Origin of the sequence: Seohaeicola saemankumensis (assembly GCF_021021435.1) — a bacterium.
In the GTDB taxonomy this organism is placed as follows: Bacteria; Pseudomonadota; Alphaproteobacteria; order Rhodobacterales; family Rhodobacteraceae; genus Seohaeicola.
Map to the genome: position 1 here is coordinate 192,250 of NZ_JAINWI010000004.1, position 23,753 is coordinate 216,002.

A 23,753-nucleotide genomic window follows, 5' to 3' on the forward strand; every position below is an offset into this window, starting at 1 on the left:
CCCTGCCCTTCTTACCTGCGCACAGACCCTTCAAGGGTATGCCACTCAATCACAACCGGCTTAACACAGTGTTGAAATGGGAGCGCCAACTTGGCGCTTCAAACCCTTTGTCTGCGATCTGCCCGATTTTTTGGCCCGATGCCATATTTAGTATTTCTTTCCGCCAAAGATACCTGTCCTGAATGCTTGCGTAAACGGGATAATCGCGCAGGATTTCCCGATAGATTTCAAGGTCGTTGCAGATCACCTGCACACCCTGTGCCAAAGCTTCGGCGGGAGGCAGGCCAAAGCCCTCGGCATGGCTAGGAAACAGAGCGCCCCGCGCGTTCCGCAGCAATGCGGCTATCTGCCCGTCGGTCAGGCCCGACATTTCGAAAACATGGTGGCCCATCATCGGATCGCTGTCCAGACGCGCGAAGACATCGGCGTTGTTCCATCCACGGCCACCGCAGATCAGAAGTTGCGGAATCTGGTCGGGTGGCAAAGCGGTTGCCATTTCTTTCCACAGGTCCAACAGGAACATATGGTTCTTGCGTGGCTCTATCGTCCCTATCGTGACGAAATACGCCTTATCCGGATCGAAATCATCAGGGAAAACCGGATGCGGATCAGGAACCGGCACCTCTATTCCCAAGCCTGCCACAAGTGTTTCCGGGACCTTTCCGCTGACAGACATGTGGCGGATCACATCGCGGCGGGTCTGCTCGGAGTTGCATAAGATCAAGGATGCATGCTGCCGCACCTGATCCAGCATCAAACGAAAGCGGTCGACCGAACCACTTCGCTGGAATTGCGGGAAATCCAGAGGAATCGTGTCATGGATCAGAACGGCGACAGGCCCGCCCAAAGCATTTGTGGTTGCACGCAACCCATGCCCGTTGAGATTGGCGTGACCGACATTCACATAGCTTGTGCCCTGCGGCAACTTGCGCCGCAGCGTGTGCCGCAATCGAAATGGAAGACAGCGCGCCACTGCGATCCGGCGCAGATCGGCCTCGGCGCGCTGGCGCGCATCAGGCAAGTTGCGCCGCATGGATGATAGCCTGTCCACCTTACCCCAAGGAACGTGGCCCTCCAACCGGTCCAGCAAGGCGCGGCAACCCTGTCTGTCAAGTAGGACAAAGCCCCAAGCAGTACGGACCAGTGCGAAAACAGGCACTGTTTCGGTCAGAAATGCCCTGAGATAGGCAAGTTCGACCCTGTCTATTCCAGTTGGTATACGGCCTGCGCGGCTGACAATACGCGACAGATCCAATAGCCGCGCCGGAACTGTATCAGTCACTGTAATGCCCAGTTTGATGCCAGCGCCAAGCATCGGCAATCATTTTATCCAGTGTTGACCGTGTTGGAGCCCAACCCAGTTCCTGCTCTGCGCGGGTCGAGCCCGAGACAAGCTTAGTGCAATCACCTGCCCTGCGCGGCCCTTCAACAAAGGGAACCTCGCGGTTGGTCACGGCACGGGATTGCTCGATCACCTCACGGACCGAAAAGCCGCTGCCAGTACCCAGGTTGAAAATGCGATTTCCGCGACCCTGTTCCAGCCATTTCAGACCCAAAACATGCGCATCGACCAGATCACAAACATGGACATAATCTCGAATGCAGGTTCCATCCGGCGTCGGATAATCGGTGCCAAAAATGGTCAGTGCCGCCCGTTTTCCATCTATCGCATCCAGCATCAGGGGGATCAAATGGGTCTCGGGCTGGTGGAACTCACCGATCTCTGCATCCTGATCCGCGCCAGCGACGTTGAAGTAGCGAAAAATCACATGATTGAGGCCAAAGGCAGCGCCGAAATCGTGCAGCATATCCTCGATCGCGCGCTTGCTGGCACCATAGGCGTTGATCGGATATTGCGCGCTATTTTCATCCAAGACCACATTATCCTGATCGCCATAGGTCGCGCAGGTAGAGGAGAACACGAACTCCATGCAACCCGCTGCAACCGCCGCTTCCAACAAGCAAATCGAGCCTGATACGTTGTTGTTCCAGTACTTTCCGGGATCGGACATGCTTTCGCCCACCTGGCTCAGCGCGGCAAAATGCATAACCGCAACGGGCTGATGGGCGGCAAAAACCTGATCCAGACGGCCGCGGTCGCGCAGGTCGCCCTGTTCGAACGGCCCGAACTTGACCGCGTCCCGCCAACCCGTGGTCAGATTGTCAAATGTTACTGGCAAATACCCTGCAGCCAGAAGAGCCTTACACGCGTGCGAGCCGATATAGCCCGCACCACCGGTTACCAAAACAGACTTCACGATTCAGCCTCCCGGCAGGGTTATTCAGCCGCGAGATCTTGCGCCACTATTTCGCGCAAGTAGCGTGCAAGATCCTCGCGGAGATCCTCGCGCGACAGACCGAAAGACACTGTGGCCTGCAAGAAACCTGCTTTAGATCCGCAATCAAAACGCTGCCCACGGAAGCGGTAGCCGTACACGTTACGACCTGCTTCGATCTCTTGAGCGATGGCATCGGTCAGTTGGATCTCACCGCCGGCACCGGTCTTCATCCGGTTCAAATTGTTCAGAACCTGCGGATTCAGGATATAGCGACCGATCACCGCAAGGTTCGATGGCTGCGTTCCTGCAGCGGGTTTTTCAACCATGCCCTTGATAGACACAACTGCGCCCATGTCTTCCTTGATGTCCAGAATACCGTAGGACGACGCCTTTTCAGGTGCCACATCCATAGCGGCCACGATGTTGCCGCCTGTTTCGGCATAAGCCTCGACCATCTGTTGCAGGCAAGGCTTCTCTGCCGCGATGACGTCATCTGGCAGGATCACGGCAAAGGGTTCATCCCCAATCAGACGTCTTGCACACCAGACAGCATGCCCCAAGCCCAATGCTTTGTGCTGCCGGATATAGGCGATCGCGCCGCTATCCATGTTGGTTGACTTAAGGATATCCAGAAGATCGGTTTTACCCTTCTTGCGAAGCTCGGATTCCAGTTGAGGCGCGTGATCGAAATAATCCTCAAGCGCGCCTTTGCCCCGCGAGGTGACAAAGATGAATTCCTTGATACCGGCAGCGCGCGCCTCATCAATGGCGTACTGGATCAACGGACGGTCCACCAAGGTCATGATTTCCTTTGGAACCGACTTCGTCGCTGGCAGGAAGCGGGTTCCAAGCCCGGCGACAGGGAAAATGGCTTTTGTAACTTTTTTACGCATTTCTATTCCTTGGAAGACCCGCGATTCAGCGGTCGTGATTTACCTTAGTGTTACCACTCTTTGGCTCATCTAATCACGACAAAAGATCAATAACAGGACCAAGGCAAGAATCCGCTGCAAAGCGTGTCGGAATCTGCGCGCAGAACGGTCAGAAACGGCTGCGCCCGATGCGGTCCATCTCGCGATTTACGCGGCTGGCAAGGCGCCACGGAGAAAACAGGGAATCAGTACGCGCACTTTTTCCCCAGAGGCCGCCTGCCTGCTCCCAATAACCGTCCGGATGAAACCGGACAGTTTGATACAAAGTGGTCCGCGAGAAGAGGAACAGAGAGACACTGCACTCCTCGGCGACAGCTGCTGCGGCTTGCGCTCGCAGCTTCGCGGCATTTGCCAAAAACCCCTTGATGATTCGTACCCCGCCGCTGGAAAGTGGCTGAAACGGCAAGAAGTCGCTTTGTGCTGCGGGCAACGGCCAGGGATGGGTCAACGGACGCATCCTGCCATCCTCGATTCCGGTCTGCCAGCTTTTGACAAGACGGCGGATATCGCGCGGCTCTAGCAGGCCCTTCACAAGTTGCGAGATGACCCTTGTGCGTTGCTCGTCGAAATCGGCATCCAGAAGTGGACTGTGATCCAGTTCGGGACAATGTTTCCTCAAGAAAACGGCGCGGGATGCAGCGATCTGGTGCAAATCGCGCACCGCGCGATCCTTGCGGCGCGTATTGCTGGCGGCATAGCCGTGATGCACCTGCGCCAATGGAACTATGGCTGTCGAAACCCCCATATTGCCCAGCCGCATATTGAGATCGGTTTCATCCAGATAGAATTTGAAGGCAGGGTCAAATCCACCCATTTGCGCCAGAACACTGCGTCTTACCGCCATATTGGTGCCTTCTGTCTTGACGGCGGTGCCTGATGGGGGTGTCAGGATCGTCGCGTTCTCACCAGTCAGTGGAAGATCCTGTTCGTGACCACGATGGTCTATGATTCGTCCGCCCCATTGCAGCGAGATACCGTTGCGTCCCAGAACATGGCCACCGGCAGCGGCAACGGCAGGGTCGGCAAAGGGTGCAGTCAGATGATCAAGCCAGCGTGTCTCTGGCTGGGCGTCATCGTCGATAAAGGCCACAATCTCACCAGCCGCCTGGCTCGCACCGCGATTGCGCGCGGCTGCAATATTGGCTTCGTCGAAAGGCACTGACTTGATCATCGGGGAAAACGGTAGCTGCTCGACCGCTTTCAAACCGGCGGGATCAGCAACAACAATCAACTCATAGGTCGGATATGACAGACGTGCGAGCGCCTTCAGGCAGAGGGTCAGCTCTTCAGGCCGTTGCCGGCTGACGATGACAACACTGACCTGTAGCTGCGTCATTCCATGCCCATTTCCGCCATCATGGTCTCGATTCTTCCGACATCCTCAGGATTGTTCAACTCCCAGAACTGACGCCCTTTTGCCTCAACCTCAACGCAGAGAATCTTGCGGCCATTCTCGAGAAAACGAAGTTGCTCCAGCCCCTCGAGTATCTCAAGCGGACCTGTCTGCCAGTTTCCATACTCCGCCAAGGCGTCAGGACGGTAGGCATAGACACCGACATGATGGAAAACTGGTGTTTCCTCGGTCTCCGCGTAGCTGCGCGAAGTGAAGGGAACAACCTCTTTCGAGAAATACAAAGCGTGTCTGTTATTGCTGAATACTGCGGTAGTCCCGCCGACACGCCCATGTTTGCGATCCGTCAGAAAGCCGTTCAGCGCGCGGCCGTCGCACCGCAAAACCGGCGTCGCAACCTGTGCGCCGCGATCACAATCAAGCCCTGCGATCAGATCCTCGACAAACCAGTGCGGCGTTAAAGGGGCGTCGCCCTGCAAGTTTACGACCATGTCATAACCACCTCCCAACGCTTCATGCGCCGCGGCACAGCGTTCTGTTCCGTTCTGGCAGTCGGCTGAGGTCATCACGATCTCGGCGCCGAATGCGGTGGCAGCCTCGGCTATCGTGTCGTCATCGGTTGCCACCACGACGCGATCAACGCCCTGCACCTGCATTGCGGCGCGCCATGACCGTTCGATCAGGCTCTGTTCACGCCCGCCTGCGCCTTTCAGGGCGACAAGCGGCTTGCCGGGATAGCGCGTAGAGGCAAAGCGCGCAGGGATGACAATCAAGACTGACATCAGGGTTTTCTCAGCTCCACTCCGGGTGCATAGGCGATAAAAAACGGGTTGAGATATCCCTGTTTGCCATAGGCAAGCTGGCTGTGATCATCAAACCGGACGACATGACCGCCGGCACCAGACAGAACAGCGTGACCCGCCGCAGTATCCCACTCCATTGTGGGTCCGACGCGCGGGTAAAGATCGGCTTCGCCAGTCGCCACAAGACAGAATTTCAGGGACGAACCCGCGCTTTTCATGTCTTTCACCGCGTATCTGGCGATGTAGTCATCGGTCGCCTGATCGCGATGCGATTTCGAGGCAACCACCATCAGGGCACTGTTGTCGGGCGACGAGACCTTGATCGGTTTCACCTGACCGACCAGGTTCGGGGCAAAATCACCTGTTTCCTCGACCGCGCTACCATCGGCTTGCGTAAAAAACATGCGGCCGCGTGCTGGGGCATAGACCACGCCGCGAGTCGGAATTCCCGCTTCGACCAAGGCGATATTGACCGTGAAATCCCCACGCCGGTTGATGAATTCCTTGGTGCCATCCAAAGGATCGACAATCAGGAACCTGTCGGCGCGGACGGCATGCGATGCGGCCTGTTCCTCCGTAACCAAGGCTATCTCGGGAAAAGCGGCGCGCAATCCTTCGGAAATCAGCGCATCCGCTGCTTCATCTGCTTCTGTGACCGGACTTGCATCGGATTTGGTCTTCACTTCAAAATCGTCAGCATTGTAAATTTCCATGATCCTTTTGCCTGCTTCTATGGACAGGCGTCGCATCACGTCGGTCAGCTTCTGGTAATCCAAACACATTCTCCCACAATCTTGGCTCTTTGGAGGCTGGATTGTTGTTCTCTTAATCCATCGTCTTTATGGTGAAAGGCGCAGTAAACGGCAAGTGTTCCGCCATAGGCGCGCTTCGCAATCCGGATCAAACAGGCAGTAGCGCGGTAATGTTTCAGCAGTCCACATTCAGGCAAACAGGCCTCGGCGCAGCGATCACTATCGCAGAGCTGGTGTATCACAGTATTGTCCGCAGTATCCGGAAGACCCACGGCAATGCCATGATGGCAATTCTGATGAACATGCTGCAAGCCGCGATCTTTGTGATTGTGTTCTATGTCATGTTCACGGTGCTAGGATTGCGTGGTGCCGCCCTGCGCGGTGACTTTCTGCTTTATATCATGTCAGGCGTGTTCCTATACATGACACACACGAAAACCATGGGCGCTGTCGTCGGATCCGAGGGGCCCGCATCACCCATGATGCAACACGCGCCGCTCAATACCATCATCGTGATCGCCTCAGCGGCACTTGGAACGCTTTATATACAAGTCCTTTCGCTGGTCGTGATCCTGTTCCTCTACCATGCGGCCCTTACGCCGATCTCGATCGATCAACCTATCCCTGCATTCGGAATGCTTTTAATTGCATGGTTTACCGGCGTGGCGGTCGGCATAGTCTTGTTGGCGCTGAAGCCTTGGTTTCCAACTTTTGTCAAAATCTTCTCGACTATCTATCAACGGGCAAACATGATCGCCTCGGGCAAGATGTTCGTGGCAAATACTTTGCCTGCTTTCATGCTGAGCCTGTTTGATTGGAACCCCCTGTTCCATGCAATCGACCAAGCCCGCGGTTTTATCTTTATAAACTACGTGCCCCGCTACAGTTCGTATGAGTATGCCATCATCGTCGGACTTGTTCTGCTGATGATCGGCCTCATGGGCGAGTTTTATACGCGCCGCAACGCCTCGGTCAGCTGGGGTGCGCGGCGCTGATCACACCACGACACGCAAGGTCAGGTTAATACGCCCGCCGCGCGGCAGCAAACGGGACGATCCGAATCGAATCCTGTCAACCCCGTGAAACGCAAGGCGCGCGTCACCACCCATGCGGATAACATCCCCGGATGTCAGCCAGACAGAGGCTGTCTTACCTCCACGGCTTGTGCCGCCCACGCGGAAAAGTCCATCATCGCCAAGGGACACAGACAGCACTGGCCAGGAAAAATCTGCTTCATCCCTGTCCTGATGCAAGCCCATGCGCGCACCCTCTCCATAGAAGTTGATCAGGCAGCAGTCCGGCTTCCGTGTCTCGCTGACCAGCGCGCGCCACAGATCCAACACGCGATCCGGTATCGCAGGCCACGCCATGCCATCGGGATGCATAGTCTGATACCGGTAGCCTGTCCTGTCCGAAACCCAGCCAACGCGCCCCGCCGAGGTCATCCGCACAGACATGGGCGTGCCGCGCGCCGTGACAGGGCGAAACAGCGGCGCCTGACGGATGACAAAACGCAGATCCGCAAGCAGTGCTTCCTGCTCACGTGGTGGCAGCAGCGCCTGAAAAACATCGATTCCATTCATTCTAAGGGATGGCTGGATCATCTTTTCTCCGGCTTGAGGGGGTGAAGGTCGAAAAAATTAGCCTAGAATTGCAAAAAGGTCTTTGGTCCGGCGCTTGCAGCGTCTGTGACCCCTCCTTATATACGCTCGGAAGCGTGTTGGACGACCCTTGGAAAGCGGGGCGTTCTACACAAAACAGGATCGGGGCGTGGATGCCGAAACGGGTCCGCATCTCGTGCAATCGCCTTGAAGTCAGAAGGGATCGAAGAACATGGCCAAAGTCATTGGTATTGACCTGGGAACCACTAACAGCTGCATCGCCATCATGGATGGTAGCCAGCCGCGCGTGATCGAAAACGCCGAAGGTGCGCGTACAACGCCCTCCATCGTCGCATTCACCGAGAATGAGCGTCTTGTCGGCCAGCCCGCCAAGCGTCAGGCGGTGACAAACCCCGACAACACCATTTTTGGTGTAAAGCGCCTGATCGGCCGTCGCAACGATGATGCGGATCTGGCGAAGGACAAGAAAAACCTGCCATTCACCGTGATCGACGGTGGCAATGGCGACGCATGGGTGAAGGCCCGTGGCGAGAAATACAGTCCCTCGCAGATCTCTGCTTTCATCCTTGGCAAGATGAAGGAAACCGCCGAGTCCTATCTTGGTGAAGAGGTGACGCAGGCCGTTATCACTGTTCCTGCCTATTTCAACGATGCTCAGCGTCAGGCAACCAAAGATGCAGGCAAGATCGCCGGTCTTGAGGTGCTTCGCATCATCAACGAACCGACTGCTGCGGCTCTTGCCTACGGTCTGGACAAGAAAGACAGCCAGATCATCGCGGTCTATGACCTTGGCGGCGGTACATTCGACGTGACCATCCTTGAGATCGACGATGGCCTGTTCGAAGTGAAATCGACCAATGGTGACACATTCCTTGGCGGTGAAGACTTTGACATGCGTATTGTCAACTATCTGGCGGACGAGTTCAAAAAAGAGCACGGCGTCGACCTGACGCAAGACAAGATGGCGCTGCAGCGTCTGAAGGAAGCTGCCGAGAAAGCAAAGATCGAGCTGTCATCGTCCAGCCAGACCGAAATCAACCAGCCGTTCATCTCGATGAACAGCGCAACGGGCCAGCCTTTGCACCTTGTGATGAAGCTGACCCGCGCTAAGCTGGAAAGCCTTGTCAACGACCTGATCAAAGCGTCGATGAAGCCTTGTCAGGCTGCGTTGAAAGATGCGGGCCTGACCACAGCGGATATCGACGAAGTGGTTCTGGTTGGCGGCATGACCCGTATGCCGAAAGTGGTCGAGGAAGTGACCAAGTTCTTCGGGAAAGAGCCACATAAAGGCGTGAACCCCGACGAAGTCGTGGCGCTGGGTGCTGCGATTCAGGCCGGTGTTCTGCAAGGCGACGTCAAAGACGTTGTTCTTCTGGACGTAACGCCGTTGTCGCTGGGTATTGAGACATTGGGCGGTGTTTTCACCCGCCTCATTGATCGCAATACCACAATTCCAACCAAGAAAAGTCAGGTCTTCTCGACCGCCGAGGATAATCAGAACGCGGTGACAATCCGCGTGTTCCAAGGCGAGCGTGAAATGGCATCGGACAACAAGATGCTGGGCCAGTTCAATCTGGAAAACATCCCACCCGCACCGCGCGGCATGCCCCAGATCGAAGTGACATTCGACATCGACGCCAACGGCATCGTGTCGGTTTCGGCCCGCGACAAGGGCACCAACAAGGAACAGAAGATCACGATTCAGGCTTCGGGCGGCCTGTCTGACGATGATATCGAAAAAATGGTCAAGGACGCTGAGGAAAACGCCGAGGCTGACAAGAAGCGCCGCGAGTTGGTGGAAGCCAGGAACCAGGCTGAAAGCCTGATCCATTCGACCGAAAAGTCGGTTGAAGAGCATGGTGACAAGGTTGACCCAACGACCGTGGAAGCCATCGAACTTGCGATCGCTGCGCTGAAAGACGAGCTTGAGACTGACAACACCTCCAAGATCAAATCCGGCATCCAGAACGTAACCGAAGCGGCGATGAAATTGGGCGAGGCTATCTACAAGGCCAGTCAGGACGCTGACGAGGACGACTCGATGTCGGCACAAGGACCGCGCAGCAACGATGACGATGATATCGTTGATGCCGATTTCGAAGATCTGGACAACGACAAGCGCGCGTAAGCGTCTCGCGGAACAATCAGGAGCCGGTCCGAATCAGACCGGCTCCTGACGTTCCACATGAGGGGGATCCCCAATGGCAAAACGTGACTACTATGACGTGCTTGGCCTGGCGCGCGGGGCCTCGCCTGACGAGATCAAAAAAGCTTATCGTACGAAGGCCAAAGAGCTTCATCCCGACCGAAATTCTGACAATCCCGATGCGGAGTCGCAGTTCAAGGAGGCCAACGAAGCCTACGAGATCCTGAAAGACGCCGAGAAGAAAGCCGCCTATGACCGCTATGGTCATGCTGCCTTTGAGGGTGGCATGGGTGGTGGCGGGCGACCCGGTGCTGGCGGTGGTCAAGGTGATTTCGCCAGCGCGTTCTCGGATGTTTTCGACGATCTGTTCGGCGACTTCATGGGTGGGCGTGGCGGCGGACGTGGCCGTGCCGCTCGTGGGGCCGATTTGCGCTACAACCTGCGTATCACGCTGGAAGAAGCATATTCAGGTCTACAAAAAACGATCAATGTTCCGACGTCTGTCGCATGCTCGTCCTGTAGCGGGTCAGGCGCCGAAGGGGGCGCTGAACCACAGACCTGTCCGACTTGTTCCGGTATGGGCAAGGTTCGCGCGCAACAGGGCTTTTTCACAGTCGAGCGGACATGCCCGACTTGTGGCGGTTTGGGCCAGATCATCAAGAACCCCTGCAAGGTGTGTTCTGGTCAGGGTAGGGTGCATAAGGACCGCGCGCTTTCGGTCAATATTCCGGCTGGTGTCGAAACAGGCACCCGTATCCGTCTGGCTGGCGAGGGCGAGGCGGGAATGCGTGGCGGACCAACCGGCGATCTTTATATTTTTATCGAGGTCACGAAGCACGATCTTTTCGAGCGCGAGAATATCAACCTATTCTGCCGCGTCCCTGTTTCGATGGCCACGGCAGCACTGGGCGGCGATATTGAGGTGCCGACAATCGACGGTGGCCGCAGCCGCGTAAAGATACCTGCAGGCAGCCAATCAGGCCGCCAGATGCGCCTACGCTCCAAAGGGATGCCAGCTTTGCGCGGTGGCCCTGCTGGAGATATGTTTATAGAACTCGCCGTGGAAACACCGGTCAATCTGACAAGTCGCCAGAAGGAACTTTTGCAGGAATTCGAGGACCTGTCCGAGGATAATAATCCCGAAAGCAAAAGCTTCTTTTCATCTGTCAAACACTTCTGGGACAGCATGAAGGGCTAAGCCAAACTAAGGCGGCCAGGGGTCAAGGGCGTGCAGCATCGGTGCTGCGCGCCCTTTTCGTTTGATAGGCTGGGTGCCATGACATGCTTTAGGAAACGGTCAATCAATTTATGCAATCCTTGCAGGATGAGCACAAAAACTGCCTTTTCCGAATCGCCGCTGCCCCTGTTCCTGTGTGACGAAACACAGGACACTTGTGCTTTGTCACAGGGTAGACTGCCCTCCTATATTGCCGACCACAGAAGGCGGTTGCGCGATCGTTTCCTGACCTGTGGCGCTGCGTCACTTGCGGATTATGAGATGCTGGAACTGGTTCTGTTCCGGGCGATTCCCCGTCAGGACGTCAAGCCTTTGGCGCATAAGCTTTTGGAAGTCTTTGGTGATTTCAACCGCGTATTGTCCGCACCGCTATCGCGACTGGCCGAGGTAAAAGGCGTCGGCGACGCGGTGATTACGGAACTCAAGATTATCGAAGCCGCAGCGCAAAGACTGGCGCGCTCCCGTATCCTGAAACAGCATGTCATATCAAGCTGGGACGCCGTGTTGGATTACTGCCACACAACGATGGCCCATCGGGATACAGAGCAGTTTCGCGTGCTGTATCTGGACCGGAAGAACGCGCTTCTTGCCGACGAAGCCCAGGCACAAGGCACTGTTGATCACGTGCCTGTCTATCCTCGGGAAGTGGTCAAACGCGCGCTGGAACTGAACGCGTCGGCCTTGATACTGGTGCATAACCACCCATCCGGTGATCCCACTCCATCCGAAGCGGACATCGCCATGACGCGACAGATACAGGCCGCTGCCGAAGCGTTGGGCCTTACGCTTCATGATCATCTGGTTATTGGCCGGTCTCGTGAACTCAGCTTTCGATCGGTGGGTTTGCTGTAGACCCACGCTATCTGTTCAACGCAGCCAGACTTCGACGCGGCGGTTCACCTGCCTGCCCCATGCGCCGTCATCGCAGGCCATCGGCAGGGCTTCTCCAAAGGCTTCAGTTGTCAACTCTACCTGTGCAAGATCCGCAGTCTCGGCCGCGATCATCACAGCTTGCCTCACAGCATCTGCTCGGCTTTGGGAAATCGCCTGATTGGCCCTTGCGGGGCCTTCTCCATCACTGAACCCGACAAAGACCAAGCCGCGGCCATCATAGCTGCCGTCTTCCAGCCTGCTTGCCAGTTGCCCTACATTGGCGCGGGACTGGGCATCCAGCCGCGTCGAACCCGCCTCGAAACGGAAGGTTGTACTGAGCCGTGTCATCTTGCCCAGAACACCCGCCATGCGTTGCAACTCTTCCAGTTTAATTTCCGAACCGGCTTGATTGATCGCGTTCACAAAACGGTCGCCTTGTGCCGCAACGGGAATAGCTTCGGGCGCCAGATCAACAAAACCCGCCCGCCGGATGACCAACTGTGCCGGTGCGCTTTGCGTGTAGAACAGAAACTCCCGCGCCAAACGGGGCAGGCGGCGGGCAGGCACATACAGAAACATCGGTGTTGTCAGTGGATAATCCTCGGTTTTGACTGTGTGACGGGTGGCGCGCAACGCAAAGCCGCATGCGCCCGACAGCCCCAACCGGCGAGCAGGTCCTGTTTCAGCGGCACTGGCAAGACCAAGCCCGAAAGGGTCTGAAGAGACCGCCAGCGCAAGTGCGATATCGCTGTCATGGCGTTCAATCTTGTCAGATAGTTCGGAACCGAGGGGACGCAGCAGCTTTTCAACCGCTGCCTGTGCCAAACCCGAGTCAGCATTCCGCAAATGCAAACTGATCGGTGCGTCAGGCCCGCCAAGCGCGGACCAGTTGTCGATCTGGCCAGCAAAGACTCGTGCAAGATCGGCAGTAGGAATCCGGTCCAGCGGCAGGGTACCGGCAACAACAGGCACAAGTGCATCCAGCGCCAGCACACGGAACCGCCCGCGTGCCCGCAAATCGCCCAATCCGGCCTCGCGCGCCAGCAACGCTTCTTCCCGCCGTATCTCGCGCAGGGACATCACGATGTCCGCCTCGTTGGCCAGAAGGTCCGCGAAACCTTCGTCTGATGACGTTGCCCTGAAAAGGAAACGCCCCAGATCGCGACCGGTTTCCCGATCCAGAATCAAATATTCGAAATGCCGATCATCGAGCGTTTCCCGACGCACGCCATAACCTTCGCGCAGGGCAAACCCCTCGACCAAGGCAGGCAAGAGCAACTCGGCCATCGTCGCCGCGCCGGAAATTGACAAACGCGCAACATAGCCTTCAAGGCTTGGACATGCCGGACCGTCGCAAAGGACCCCGCTTCCGTCGACTGTCAATTCGCCATAAGTGGTTTCGATCCGGTAGAATTCGCCGTCAAATCCCAGAAGCGTTCCGGTTAGTTCAACGGCACCGTCGCGTGACGTAAGGGTTATGTCCTGCGCTGCCGATGGTGTCGCAAGCATCAGTGCTAGCCACATCACACCCGGCTTGCAGGTAAAAAATGAAAAAAGTGCGGCCCTTATTGCCGCACATACCTGATACATGGTGCTGCCCCAGTTCGTTGCACGCTAGTTGCGGGCAATCTTCAGGTCTTGCAACAGGTTTTTCAACACAAGAAAGTCGCCAATCGCCTCGCATCCGGGCATGTCGACGGTCAGGTCCGTGACTCCTAATGCGCCGCCGCCGGTTATTTGCAGGGCTTGCCCCTCCAATTGCCGTCCGCAGGTGTCGGCAGACACCTCCGTTTCGACGGTCAGAGCAACATTGCCTAGTGTAGCCGAGGTGCCGGAGGGGAATGTATAGACCTGCGCCTGCAATTCCAGATCAGGCATGATCCGCCCATGTCGGGTCACAAAGCCACCTTTGCCCAATGCGGCATCGGCAATGTCGCGCGGCGCTCCGATCCAGATATGACCTTCATCGCCATAGTCTGCACCGAATTCAAGGGCATGTATCTGCAACTCACCCGGACCCTGCCACTGCACAACCACACGATCATAAACATCAAGTGACGTGACTTCTGCCTTGGCCATAGCTGAGCGGCCACTTGCGAAAGAGGCCATATAGACTGCCGCTTGTGACAGCGCAGGCATTTGGACAGCCAGACGTCCGTTCATATCTGTGGACTCGGACACCATCATCCCGTTGTGGTGCAAGGTCACACGGGCATTCGGTTCGCAGGGCACGTCCAGAGTCAGATCAACCATAGCAGCCGCTACAGAACGCGCCTCAAGGGTCGCGACGCAAGTCAAAGCACCAGAGTGAACCGCACCACCATCTGCTGCGGCCAGAATAACGCTTTCGGGAAGATCATCCCGCCCCATGCTGGCGACGGTTGGCCGTTCGGGCGCAATTCTTGACGTGTTTCGTGCATCGCGGCCAGAGGTTACAAACTCGGAAGACGCCGAAGTGTAGGCAATCGACGTAAGTTCGCTGGGCGATATCTCGGAAAACGGCCCGTCCTCGGCAAGCTTTTGATCAACCACCAGCGACATCGGGGGTTTACCCAACGAGGCTTGATGACCATACCGCATCTCGGCGACAGGCGAGGATTGCATCATGAAACCGATACCCAGTGCCGCGAAAAACGTTGCGCAAGCAAGGATAGCATTCTGAATTCTAGCCATTAGCGTCTCCACAATCACGTCGGGATTGCGGAATACATGCCAAATCAAGCGGGCATCACTGTGTCCGATATCAGGTCAGTTTCGGGCGTAACGACACTTTGGCGTTAAATCCGCCGAATTACAGGGGTAAACGGCCCTCAAATGAGGCGACTCTGTGTCGCCTCAGGCCAGACGCCCATGACAATGCTTGAATTTCTTACCCGACCCACAAGGACACGAATCGTTCCGGCCAGGATTACCCCAGGTTGTCGGTTCGCTCTCGTCGAAGCCTTCCAAGGCAACGCCAGTGGCATCGGGGTCAGGCTGCGGCTCTTGATCGGCCTTGGCTTTCGCCGCCAAGGCAGCCTGTTGCGCCGCGTATTGGCGGACCATCTCCTGCTGTTCCTCTTCTGTCAGCGGGCGAATCTGTGCCAGCTTGCGAGTCACATCCTCGCGAAGGCTGTCGAGCATCGACTCGAACAGTTGGAACGCTTCGTTCTTGTACTCGTTCAGCGGATCACGCTGCGCGTAGCCGCGGAAACTGACCACAGACCGCAGATGCTCGAGCATCAAAAGATGTTCACGCCATTTCGCGTCGATGGTTTGCAGCAGGATCTGCTTTTCGATCTGCCGCATATTATCGGCCCCGAAAGCAGCAACCTTTTCAGCAATATATTTCGCGGCCGCTTCTTCCAGACGCTCGGTGATCTGTTCATCATCCACGCCCTCTTCGGAAGCCCAGTCGATCACCGGAACGTCGATACCAAGGTTCTCGACGCATGCGGCGTGCAAACCCTCGACATCCCATTGGTCGGCATAGGTCTTGGGCGGCATATACTGCTCGACCAGATCGTCGATCACCTGGCTGCGCATATCGTTGATCGTTTCGGACAGATCTTTGGCTTCCATGATCTCGCGGCGCTGGCCAAAGATGACCTTTCGCTGCTCGTTCATGACGTCGTCGAATTTCAGAAGCTGCTTGCGGATATCAAAGTTGCGGCCTTCCACCTTGGCTTGCGCCCGCTCGAGTGACTTGTTCACCCAGGGATGCACAATCGCTTCGCCTTCCTTCATCCCAAGGCTTGAAAGCACCTTGTCCAGACGTTCAGATCCGAAAATCCGCATCAGGTCGTCTTCTAGGCTTAGAAAAAACGACGACCGGCCCGGGTCACCCTGCCGACCAGAGCGGCCGCGCAGCTGGTTATCAATCCGGCGGCTTTCGTGTCGTTCTGTCGCCAGAACAAACAGGCCACCCGCTTCTTTCACGCGCGCCTCTTCTTCGGCATGTTCGGCTTCGATACGGGCGCGCAATTCGTCTGGATGCGCTTGCGGATCGGCGGACATTGCTTCCATCACCTTGAAGTCGACATTGCCGCCAAGTTTGATGTCGGTGCCTCGTCCGGCCATGTTGGTCGCGATGGTTACAGACCCGAACTTGCCTGCATCGGCGACAATCTGCGCTTCCTTCTCATGCTGACGGGCATTTAGAACGTTGTGCGGGATATTGGCGTCACTCAGCAACTGGGACAGGGATTCCGACTTTTCGATGGAAGTCGTGCCCACCAGAACGGGCTGGCCCTTGGCATTCGCTTCGCGGATTGTTTCGACGATCGCATCGTATTTCTCGCGTGCCGTGCGATAGACCGCGTCATCCTCGTCCAAGCGTGCAATGGGGCGGTTGGTCGGCACCTCGACAACACCCAGACCGTAAATCTCGGCGAATTCGTCGGCTTCGGTCAGGGCGGTACCGGTCATACCTGCCAACTTGTCGTAGAGGCGGAAATAGTTCTGGAACGTCACCTGCGCGAGGGTCACGTTCTCGGGCTGGATCTTGCAGCCTTCTTTCGCCTCGATCGCCTGATGCAGACCGTCTGACAAGCGACGCCCCGACATCATCCGTCCGGTGAACTCGTCGATCAGCACGACCTCGTTGTCGCGGACGATGTAATCCTTGTCCTTCGTGAACAGCTTATGGGCGCGAAGGCCCTGATTTACGTGATGCACGATGGTGGTGCTTTCCGGATCATAGAGCGACTGATCCGGCGCCAGAAGGTCGCGATCATGTAGCATCTGTTCCAGCGCCTCGTTGCCCTCGTCGGTGAAGGTTACGTTGCGTGTCTTTTCGTCCAGCGTGAAATGATCCTCGTTCAGTTCGGGGATCAGTTTATCAATAGCCTGATACAAGTCCGACCGGTCCTGCGAAGGCCCGGAAATGATCAGCGGCGTGCGCGCCTCGTCGATCAGGATGCTGTCCACCTCGTCGACGATCGCGAAATAGTGGTAGCGCTGGTTGATCTGGTCGAGACTGGATTTCATGTTGTCGCGCAGATAGTCGAACCCAAGTTCGTTATTGGTGGCATAGGTGATATCTGCACCATAGGCGATCTTCTTCTCGGATTCCGGCTGCTGGGGATAGACCACACCGGTTGTCATACCCAAAGCGGCATATACCTTGCCCATCCAGTCGGCATCGCGTCGTGCAAGGTAGTCGTTGACGGTAACGATGTGCACGCCCTTGCCGGACAGCGCGTTCAGATAGGCAGGGAATGTTGCAACAAGGGTTTTACCTTCACCGGTCTTCATCTCCGCGATGTTGCCCTGATGCAGGAAAATGCCGCCCATCAACTGCGTATCGAAACCACGCAGACCCAATGCGCGACGCGCACCCTCACGACAGTTTGCGAAGGCTTCGGGAAGGATGGCATCCAGTGCTTCGCCTTCCGCGATACGTGCTTTGAATTCAGCTGTCTTGTCGATCAGACCCTGATCGGAAAGTGCCTGAAACTCGGATTCCAACGCGTTGATTTTGTCAATCAGCGGACGCACCGATTTAATCTTGCGGTCATTGGGTGTGCCGAACACCTTCTTGGCAAGAGTTCCGAGTCCCAACATATCAGTTCCGTTCCGCTCATTGACAGAGTTGTGCAAGCCATCTGCTTGCCCGCTCTTTCCGCAACACATATGAAGAGGCGGGAAAAGACAGCCAAACCTGGCCTCAGGGCGATGTAAGGGGCGGCTTCATAACTGTCAACGCCGGGGGCTGGATGCGCCCGTTACAAAGGACGAATCCATGCAAAAACCGACCCGAAACGCCTTCACTTCCTTGTCAGCCGCCATTTTGATGGCTTGGGCGACTGTCCCCGCCATGGCGCAGGACGCGCCCGATGCTGACAGTGTGATCGCCACAGTCAACGGAACCGAGATCACGCTGGGTCAGATGATCATGGCGCGCACGACTTTGCCGCAGCAGTATTTATCTTTGCCGGATGATGTACTGTTCAATGGAATTCTGGACCAGCTGATCCAGCAAACCGTTCTCGCGCAGACCTTGGGCGACGAGATGCCGCGCCGCGTGACGATCTCGCTCGAGAACGAGCGGCGCGCGCTTCTGGCCGCTGCTGTGGTGGATGACATCCTTGCCGGCGCCGTCACTGATGAAGCCCTGCAGACAGCCTATGACGAGCTTTATGCCAATGCAGAGCCGACACAGGAATGGAATGCTTCACATATACTGGTCGAAACGGAAGAGGCAGCAACCGCCTTGATCCAACGGATCGCCGACGGCGAGGAATTCGAGGCACTGGCGCGCGAGGCGTCCAGTGATTCATCAGCCTCCAGCGGAGGACAGTTGGGTTGGTTTGAATCGGGCATGATGGTCCCCGATTTCGAGGCCGCTGTGATTGCGCTTGAGGTGGGAGAGGTGTCCGACCCTGTGCAGACGCAATTCGGCTGGCATGTGATCACGCTGAACGAGACCCGCGAGCGTGATGTTCCAACGCTGGAGCAGGTCACCGAGGAACTGCGTCCGCAGGTCGAGCGTGCCGCCGTACAGGCCGAACTGGATGCCCTGACTGCGGCCGCAACTGTCGAGCGGCAGGATGAAGGCTTTGACCCCGCGTTGATAAAAAACCTCGATCTTCTGGAGAATTGAGCGATGGGCAAGATTACGGTGGTCTCTCCGCTGGCACCAAAGTCTTTTCCGGCACTTCCGGTCATCGACGGGGTTGAGTTTTCTGCGGCACAGGCGGGTGTCAGGTATCAGGGACGAACCGATGTCATGCTTGTGCGTCTGGCACCGGGCACGACGATGGCTGGCGTGTTCACACGCTCTGCGACACGCTCGGCTCCGGTGCTGGATTGTCAGGCCAAGATCGGTGCGGATAGCACAGATGGCGCCGCAATCATCGTGAATTCGGGCAATTCCAACGCCTTCACGGGCAAGAACGGCGTCGAGTCGACCCGTGCCGTTACCTTTGCCGTGGCCAAGGTTCTGGGATTACCCGAAGCGCGTGTTTTCTCCTCCTCGACCGGTGTGATCGGAGAGCCGCTGCCGCATGAACGGATCACAGCGAAACTGTCCGAGCTTTCGGAAACGCTGGACGAAGGCGCGATTGCTGCTGCCGCGCGGGCCATCATGACGACAGACACATTTGCCAAAGGTGCCTCTGCCGAGGTCAGTATCGGCGGAAAAACCGTGAAGATCGCCGGTATCGCGAAAGGGTCTGGCATGATCGCGCCGGATATGGCGACGATGCTGGTCTATTTGTTTACCGATGCGACGGTGGGCCGGTCCGAACTTCAGGAAATGCTGGGCGAATTGACGGACGTGACTTTCAACTGCATCACGGTTGATAGCGATACCTCAACCTCCGACACGCTATTACTTGCTGCCACCGGCACATCGGGCGTGATCGTCAACCGTGATACAGCGGCATTCCGCGACGCGCTGCACGGGGTCATGCTTGATCTGGCGCATCAGGTTGTGCGCGACGGCGAAGGCGCGACGAAGTTTGTCGAGATCGCGGTAACGGGTGCAGTCTCAGATGCAGATGCGAAGACGCATGCGATGGCAATTGCCAACTCTCCTTTGATCAAGACAGCCATTGCCGGTGAAGACCCGAATTGGGGTCGGGTTGTCATGGCAATCGGCAAATCAGGCGCTGCGGCTGACCGTGATCTTCTCAAGATCCGATTTGGCGATGTGCTGGTTGCGGAGGATGGGTGGGTGTCACCAAGCTATAGCGAAGCCGAGGCTGCGGCGCATATGAAAGGCCAATATCTGCGTATTAGTGTCGATCTTGGTCTAGGGCAGGGTAAAAGCACTGTCTGGACCTGTGACCTGACGCATGGGTATATCGACATCAATGCCGATTACCGGTCCTGAAGGGTGTCCCCTGTGAAGCTTGTTCTGGTCTCGGCAGTTGCGCTGATTGATGCGGATGGTCGGGTGCTGCTGGCGCAGCGCCCTGAAGGAAAATCCATGGCTGGTCTATGGGAGTTTCCGGGCGGAAAGGTCGAACAGGGCGAGACACCCGAAGCGGCCTTGATCCGCGAGCTACATGAAGAGCTGGGAATCAACACCTGGTCAAGCTGTCTTGCGCCACTGACTTTTGCCAGCCACAGCTACGATGATTTCCACCTTCTGATGCCGCTGTTTGCCTGCCGCAAGTGGGAAGGAATCGTCACACCACGCGAGGGTCAATCCCTGAAATGGGTGCGGGCAATCGACCTGAAGTTGTATCCGATGCCGCCGGCGGATATTCCGCTGATTCCCATTTTGCGCGACTGGCTGTGATCTAGCGCCCTTTCAGGCTTCGGCTTTGTCGAAGACGTCAGGGTTTGAAACAGCTTTCGGATAGATCAGACAGAAAATTGACGATTACCGGATACAATCTTCATATTTAGATACACTTTGTAATCTTTTTTGAGGTAATTTTTCGTTGGGCATTCTTGGGAGGATGTGAATGCTACGAACCATTATTCTAGGAACGTGTGTTTCTGTTCAGGGGACCTATGTCAGGACCCTTTCAGATGGTCGTGTACAGGTCCGTGTAGGATCGCGTGAATTCGTCGGCCTTCCTGTTCTTAAACAGGCCGCCTGACATCTTGATTTGAACGAAAAAGGGGCAGCCAAAGCTGCCCCTTTTTGCTTTCATCCATTGGTCCCGACAATCAGGTCAGATTGCGGACAACTTCCTCACGCTCGAAAATCTCGATGACGTCGCCGGGACGGACATCCTCGTAATTCTCGAATGCCATACCGCATTCCTGACCCGAAGTGACTTCTTTGACCTCGTCCTTGAAGCGTTTGAGCGTCTTTAGGTTGCCTTCGTGGATCACAACATCATCACGCAGCAGGCGCACACCGGCGGACCGGCGGGCAACGCCTTCTGTGACAAGGCAGCCAGCCACTTTGCCGACGCCGGACACTTTGAAGACTTCCTTGATCTGGGCGTAACCGATGAACTTCTCGCGGATTTCATTGCTCAGCAGACCGCTTGCGGCCTTTTTAACATCATCAACAAGATCGTAAATCACCGAATAATACCGGATTTCGACGCCCTTCTGGTTTGCCGTGTTGCGGGCAGAGGCGTTTGCACGGACGTTGAAGCCCATGATCGGCGCGCCTGACGCTTCGGCCAGACCCACATCGGTTTCGGTGATGGCACCAACACCCGAGTGCAACACGCGGACGCGCACCTCGTCGTTGCCGATTTTCTCCATCGCCTGCACGATCGCTTCGGCAGAGCCTTGCACATCGGCCTTCACCAGAATTGGCAGTTCGGCTACGGACTGATCCGCTTTGGCCTTGGCCATCAGCTGGTCCAGCGTTGTTGCGGCACCAACAGCCGCACGCTTTTCCTTGGCAGCATTCGCACGATACTCTGCGATTTCCCGCGCCTGTGCTTCGGTTTCGACCACGTTCAGCACATCGCCTGCTTCCGGTGTCCCGTTCAGGCCCAGAACCTCGACCGGAACGGAGGGTCCAGCCTCGGTGATACGCTCGCCTTTGTCGTCGATCAGCGCACGGACTTTGCCCCACTGCTCGCCGACCACGAAGATATCGCCCTGACGCAGCGTGCCTTTCTGGACCAGAACCGTCGCGACGGGGCCACGGCCCACATCCAGTTTGGCCTCGATCACGGCGCCTTCTGCAAAGCGGTTCGGGTTGGCCTTGAGTTCAAGAATTTCTGCCTGCAGCGCGATGGCTTCAAGCAGATCGTCAAGACCCAGACCTGTCAGGGCCGAAACCTCGACGTCCTGCACATCGCCCGACATCGCTTCGACAACGACTTCGTGCTGTAGCAGATCAGTCCGCACTTTCGTGGGATTCGCTTCGGGCTTGTCGATCTTGTTGATCGCCACGATCATCGGCACTTTGGCCGCTTTGGCGTGGGCAATCGCCTCGACCGTTTGCGGCATAACAGCATCGTCAGCGGCTACAACCAGCACGACGATATCCGTCACGTGCGCGCCGCGTGCCCGCATCGAGGTGAAAGCCGCGTGCCCGGGTGTGTCAAGGAAGGTCAGCAGAGCGCCCTTGTCGGTTTGCACCTGGTAAGCGCCGATATGCTGCGTGATCCCGCCTGCTTCCGAAGCAACAACCTTCGCATTCCGGATAGCATCCAGAAGGCTGGTCTTGCCGTGGTCAACGTGACCCATGATGGTGACAACCGGCGGACGCGGCTTCAGATCCTCGGCGCGATCTTCGACCGAGGCAATTACGTCTTCCACATCGGAATCAGACACGCGCACAGAACGGTGGCCGAACTCCTCGATGATCAGTTCCGCTGTATCCGCGTCAATGGTCTGGTTCTGGGTGACCATCATGCCGTTCTGCATCAGCGCTTTGACGACGGCACCAACCCGTTCGGCCATACGGTTCGCAAGTTCCGACACCATGATGGCTTCGGGCAACTGGACCTCGCGGACAATTTTCTCGCGCTCGACATTGCCGCCCATTGCCTTCTGGCGGGCACGCTCTTGCTTGCGTTTCATCGCGGCCATGGATTTGGTCCGGCCACCTTCGCCACCCGACAAAGCCTGATTCAGTGTCAACTTGCCGGAACGACGGCTATCCTCGCGCGCCTTTGCGGCACGCGCATCGCGATCGGTCGGATCAGGCTCGCGTTCTTTCTTGCGCGCAGCAACCGGCGGAGCCTTGGCAGCGGCACGGCTGACAGGTGCGTCTTCGGCAGGTGCCGCAGCAGCAGCGGCGGCACGTTTAGCCGCATCTTCGGTCTCGCGGGCTTTGCGCTGCTCTTCTTCGGCCTTGGCTTTCAGCGCTTCCTCGCGCTCACGCTCTTCGCGTTCCTTGGCTTCCGCTTCCTCACGGCGACGGGCGCGCTCTTCCTCGCGGGCTTTTTCGTCAGCCTCGCGCTGGATGGCTTCCTCGCCCTCACGCGCCTTGGCGGCTTGAAGCGCCTTCAGGCGGCGCTCCATCTCGGCATCCGAGATTCCGGCAGGGCGTTTTGCGGGATCGCCCAGCGCCGGGTTAGGAACCGCACCGCCTGCGGCTGACTTGCCCGCACCCGGTTTCGGTACCACAACGCGCTTGCGCTTGGTTTCCACGACGACATTCTTTGTACGTCCATGGCTGAAGCTTTGCTTCACGTTACCCGGGCGTGCGCCCAGACCACCTACGCCCAATGTCTTTTTACCGTCGTTGTCGTTCATATGGCTCTTCTATCCTTTTTGACGGTCTTGCCGCCATCCGGGGCGCGCAGACCTTTCAGTCTTGCCGCCTCCTCTACAACACGCGGGGCCAAACCTCCAGCGGCAAGCACAACGTGTATTACAGTTTGTCGCCCAAAGGCCATGCCCAGCTCGTCTGCTGTCAGCCAACCGATAAACGTACCATCGGATGGGGTGCTCAATTTCGACTTGCCGCGCTCTGACCCGTCGCTGGCCTGAATCAGCACTTGCGCGTAATCCTTGACCAGCCAATCTTTCACTTTCTCGTAGCCGCTGACCGCTTCGCCCCCCTTGCGGGCAAGGCTGATCAGGTCAACCACGCGCCGGACAAGCTGTACCTCGACCTGATCAATCAGATCTTCCGGCACGGTGACGACCTGCTTGGCGGCGCGTGCAAAGAGGTTCTTCTTGACCGCCTTATCAAGTGCCGACCGTTCAGCCGATACATAGATGCCGCGACCCGGCAGCTTTCCCATGATATCGGGAAAAACCTGACCTTCAGGCCCCACAACAAAGCGGATCAGCCCGAATTTCGGCTGTACCTCGCCCGTGGCGATACATTTCCGTTCAGGTCCGTCGTCCCGGTCCTTGCTGTGTCCGCCACGTGTCATCCGGTTAATCAGAGGCCCTA

General features: G+C 57.0%; 19 protein-coding genes. 7 read left to right on the plus strand and 12 right to left on the minus strand.

The genetic code is table 11. From position 1 onward, the window contains the following. Positions 1-49: 49 nt before the first annotated feature. From K7H22_RS02810 to cysQ, 6 genes are all read right to left on the minus strand, one after another. Complete coding sequence (locus K7H22_RS02810) at positions 50-1,315, minus strand: glycosyltransferase (protein WP_230799206.1); 1,266 nt, start codon at positions 1,313-1,315, stop codon at positions 50-52. Beyond that, positions 1,275-2,258, minus strand: a complete 984-nt coding sequence (gene galE / locus K7H22_RS02815) for a UDP-glucose 4-epimerase GalE (protein ID WP_230799207.1) — start codon at positions 2,256-2,258, stop codon at positions 1,275-1,277. The genes K7H22_RS02810 and galE overlap by 41 nt, the downstream gene beginning before the upstream one ends. 20 nt (positions 2,259-2,278) lie before the next feature. Continuing rightward, on the minus strand, positions 2,279-3,172 hold the full coding sequence (gene galU / locus K7H22_RS02820; RefSeq protein WP_230799208.1) for a UTP--glucose-1-phosphate uridylyltransferase GalU: 894 nt from the start codon (positions 3,170-3,172) through the stop codon (positions 2,279-2,281). Positions 3,173-3,320: 148 nt separating this feature from the next. Then, positions 3,321-4,547 carry a glycosyltransferase family 2 protein gene (locus K7H22_RS02825; protein WP_230799209.1) on the minus strand — a complete coding sequence of 409 codons (1,227 nt, stop codon included), beginning with the start codon at positions 4,545-4,547 and terminating at the stop codon, positions 3,321-3,323. After that, entirely contained in the window at positions 4,544-5,344 is an 801-nt protein-coding gene (locus K7H22_RS02830) for a 3-deoxy-manno-octulosonate cytidylyltransferase (RefSeq protein ID WP_230799210.1), read from the minus strand. The genes K7H22_RS02825 and K7H22_RS02830 overlap by 4 nt, the downstream gene beginning before the upstream one ends. After that, on the minus strand, positions 5,344-6,141 hold the full coding sequence (gene cysQ / locus K7H22_RS02835; RefSeq protein ID WP_230799211.1) for a 3'(2'),5'-bisphosphate nucleotidase CysQ: 798 nt from the start codon (positions 6,139-6,141) through the stop codon (positions 5,344-5,346). The genes K7H22_RS02830 and cysQ overlap by 1 nt, the downstream gene beginning before the upstream one ends. Positions 6,142-6,287: 146 nt before the next feature. Here cysQ and K7H22_RS02840 point away from each other — a divergent pair, with 146 nt between their 5' ends. Continuing rightward, positions 6,288-7,112, plus strand: a complete 825-nt coding sequence (locus tag K7H22_RS02840; protein ID WP_230799212.1) for an ABC transporter permease — start codon at positions 6,288-6,290, stop codon at positions 7,110-7,112. On the opposite strand, the gene K7H22_RS02845 is transcribed toward K7H22_RS02840, so the two are convergent. Continuing rightward, a complete protein-coding gene (locus K7H22_RS02845; protein ID WP_419248141.1) occupies positions 7,113-7,700 on the minus strand; it encodes an alpha-ketoglutarate-dependent dioxygenase AlkB family protein in 588 nt (195 codons plus the stop codon). Between the two features lie 250 nt (positions 7,701-7,950). Here K7H22_RS02845 and dnaK point away from each other — a divergent pair, with 250 nt between their 5' ends. The 3 genes from dnaK (at position 7,951) to radC (ending at position 11,974) form a co-directional block, all read left to right on the plus strand. Beyond that, entirely contained in the window at positions 7,951-9,867 is a 1,917-nt protein-coding gene (gene dnaK, locus K7H22_RS02850) for a molecular chaperone DnaK (protein ID WP_230799214.1), read from the plus strand. 73 nt (positions 9,868-9,940) lie between these two features. Beyond that, the gene (dnaJ, locus tag K7H22_RS02855) at positions 9,941-11,083 is read left to right on the plus strand and encodes a molecular chaperone DnaJ (RefSeq protein ID WP_230799215.1); all 1,143 of its coding nucleotides are present in this window, start codon (positions 9,941-9,943) and stop codon (positions 11,081-11,083) included. 126 nt (positions 11,084-11,209) lie between these two features. Continuing rightward, positions 11,210-11,974 carry a RadC family protein gene (gene radC, locus K7H22_RS02860; RefSeq protein WP_230799216.1) on the plus strand — a complete coding sequence of 255 codons (765 nt, stop codon included), beginning with the start codon at positions 11,210-11,212 and terminating at the stop codon, positions 11,972-11,974. A 15-nt stretch (positions 11,975-11,989) separates the two neighbouring features. Here the strand turns inward: radC and K7H22_RS02865 are convergent, their stop codons facing one another. The 3 genes from K7H22_RS02865 to secA form a co-directional block, all read right to left on the minus strand. Continuing rightward, complete coding sequence (locus K7H22_RS02865; RefSeq protein WP_230799217.1) at positions 11,990-13,519, minus strand: substrate-binding domain-containing protein; 1,530 nt, start codon at positions 13,517-13,519, stop codon at positions 11,990-11,992. Between the two features lie 90 nt (positions 13,520-13,609). Continuing rightward, positions 13,610-14,668 (minus strand): hypothetical protein, encoded by a 1,059-nt coding sequence (locus K7H22_RS02870; protein ID WP_230799218.1) that lies wholly within the window; start codon positions 14,666-14,668, stop codon positions 13,610-13,612. Positions 14,669-14,830: 162 nt separating this feature from the next. After that, complete coding sequence (gene secA, locus K7H22_RS02875; RefSeq protein WP_230799219.1) at positions 14,831-17,539, minus strand: preprotein translocase subunit SecA; 2,709 nt, start codon at positions 17,537-17,539, stop codon at positions 14,831-14,833. A gap of 178 nt (positions 17,540-17,717) precedes the next feature. Between secA and K7H22_RS02880 the strand changes: the two genes are divergently transcribed. The 3 genes from K7H22_RS02880 to K7H22_RS02890 are packed head-to-tail and all read left to right on the plus strand — an operon-like array spanning position 17,718 to position 20,222. Beyond that, positions 17,718-18,578 (plus strand): peptidylprolyl isomerase, encoded by an 861-nt coding sequence (locus K7H22_RS02880; protein WP_230799220.1) that lies wholly within the window; start codon positions 17,718-17,720, stop codon positions 18,576-18,578. Positions 18,579-18,581: 3 nt separating this feature from the next. After that, positions 18,582-19,811, plus strand: coding sequence for a bifunctional glutamate N-acetyltransferase/amino-acid acetyltransferase ArgJ (gene argJ, locus K7H22_RS02885; protein ID WP_230799221.1), 1,230 nt, complete (start codon positions 18,582-18,584; stop codon positions 19,809-19,811). 12 nt (positions 19,812-19,823) lie between these two features. Continuing rightward, positions 19,824-20,222 carry a (deoxy)nucleoside triphosphate pyrophosphohydrolase gene (locus K7H22_RS02890; RefSeq protein WP_330165825.1) on the plus strand — a complete coding sequence of 133 codons (399 nt, stop codon included), beginning with the start codon at positions 19,824-19,826 and terminating at the stop codon, positions 20,220-20,222. Positions 20,223-20,599: 377 nt separating this feature from the next. Here the strand turns inward: K7H22_RS02890 and infB are convergent, their stop codons facing one another. Continuing rightward, positions 20,600-23,104 (minus strand): translation initiation factor IF-2, encoded by a 2,505-nt coding sequence (infB, locus tag K7H22_RS02895; RefSeq protein WP_230799222.1) that lies wholly within the window; start codon positions 23,102-23,104, stop codon positions 20,600-20,602. Continuing rightward, complete coding sequence (locus tag K7H22_RS02900) at positions 23,101-23,733, minus strand: RNA-binding protein (protein ID WP_230799223.1); 633 nt, start codon at positions 23,731-23,733, stop codon at positions 23,101-23,103. The genes infB and K7H22_RS02900 overlap by 4 nt, the downstream gene beginning before the upstream one ends. Between the last annotated feature and the right edge of the window lie 20 nt (positions 23,734-23,753).

Excerpts from the sequence above, each read along its gene's own strand:
- K7H22_RS02810 (WP_230799206.1), bottom strand. The coding sequence starts at position 1,315 with ATGCTTGGCGCTGGCATCAAACTGGGCATTACAGTGACTGATACAGTT.
- galU (WP_230799208.1), bottom strand. The coding sequence starts at position 3,172 with ATGCGTAAAAAAGTTACAAAAGCCATTTTCCCTGTCGCCGGGCTTGGA.
- K7H22_RS02825 (WP_230799209.1), bottom strand. The coding sequence starts at position 4,547 with ATGACGCAGCTACAGGTCAGTGTTGTCATCGTCAGCCGGCAACGGCCT.
- K7H22_RS02830 (WP_230799210.1), bottom strand. The coding sequence starts at position 5,344 with ATGTCAGTCTTGATTGTCATCCCTGCGCGCTTTGCCTCTACGCGCTAT.
- K7H22_RS02840 (WP_230799212.1), top strand. The coding sequence starts at position 6,288 with ATGTTTCAGCAGTCCACATTCAGGCAAACAGGCCTCGGCGCAGCGATC.
- K7H22_RS02845 (WP_419248141.1), bottom strand. The coding sequence starts at position 7,700 with ATGAATGGAATCGATGTTTTTCAGGCGCTGCTGCCACCACGTGAGCAG.
- dnaK (WP_230799214.1), top strand. The coding sequence starts at position 7,951 with ATGGCCAAAGTCATTGGTATTGACCTGGGAACCACTAACAGCTGCATC.
- dnaJ (WP_230799215.1), top strand. The coding sequence starts at position 9,941 with ATGGCAAAACGTGACTACTATGACGTGCTTGGCCTGGCGCGCGGGGCC.
- radC (WP_230799216.1), top strand. The coding sequence starts at position 11,210 with ATGAGCACAAAAACTGCCTTTTCCGAATCGCCGCTGCCCCTGTTCCTG.
- K7H22_RS02865 (WP_230799217.1), bottom strand. The coding sequence starts at position 13,519 with ATGTGGCTAGCACTGATGCTTGCGACACCATCGGCAGCGCAGGACATA.
- K7H22_RS02870 (WP_230799218.1), bottom strand. The coding sequence starts at position 14,668 with ATGGCTAGAATTCAGAATGCTATCCTTGCTTGCGCAACGTTTTTCGCG.
- secA (WP_230799219.1), bottom strand. The coding sequence starts at position 17,539 with ATGTTGGGACTCGGAACTCTTGCCAAGAAGGTGTTCGGCACACCCAAT.
- K7H22_RS02880 (WP_230799220.1), top strand. The coding sequence starts at position 17,718 with ATGCAAAAACCGACCCGAAACGCCTTCACTTCCTTGTCAGCCGCCATT.
- argJ (WP_230799221.1), top strand. The coding sequence starts at position 18,582 with ATGGGCAAGATTACGGTGGTCTCTCCGCTGGCACCAAAGTCTTTTCCG.
- infB (WP_230799222.1), bottom strand. The coding sequence starts at position 23,104 with ATGAACGACAACGACGGTAAAAAGACATTGGGCGTAGGTGGTCTGGGC.
- K7H22_RS02900 (WP_230799223.1), bottom strand. The coding sequence starts at position 23,733 with ATGACACGTGGCGGACACAGCAAGGACCGGGACGACGGACCTGAACGG.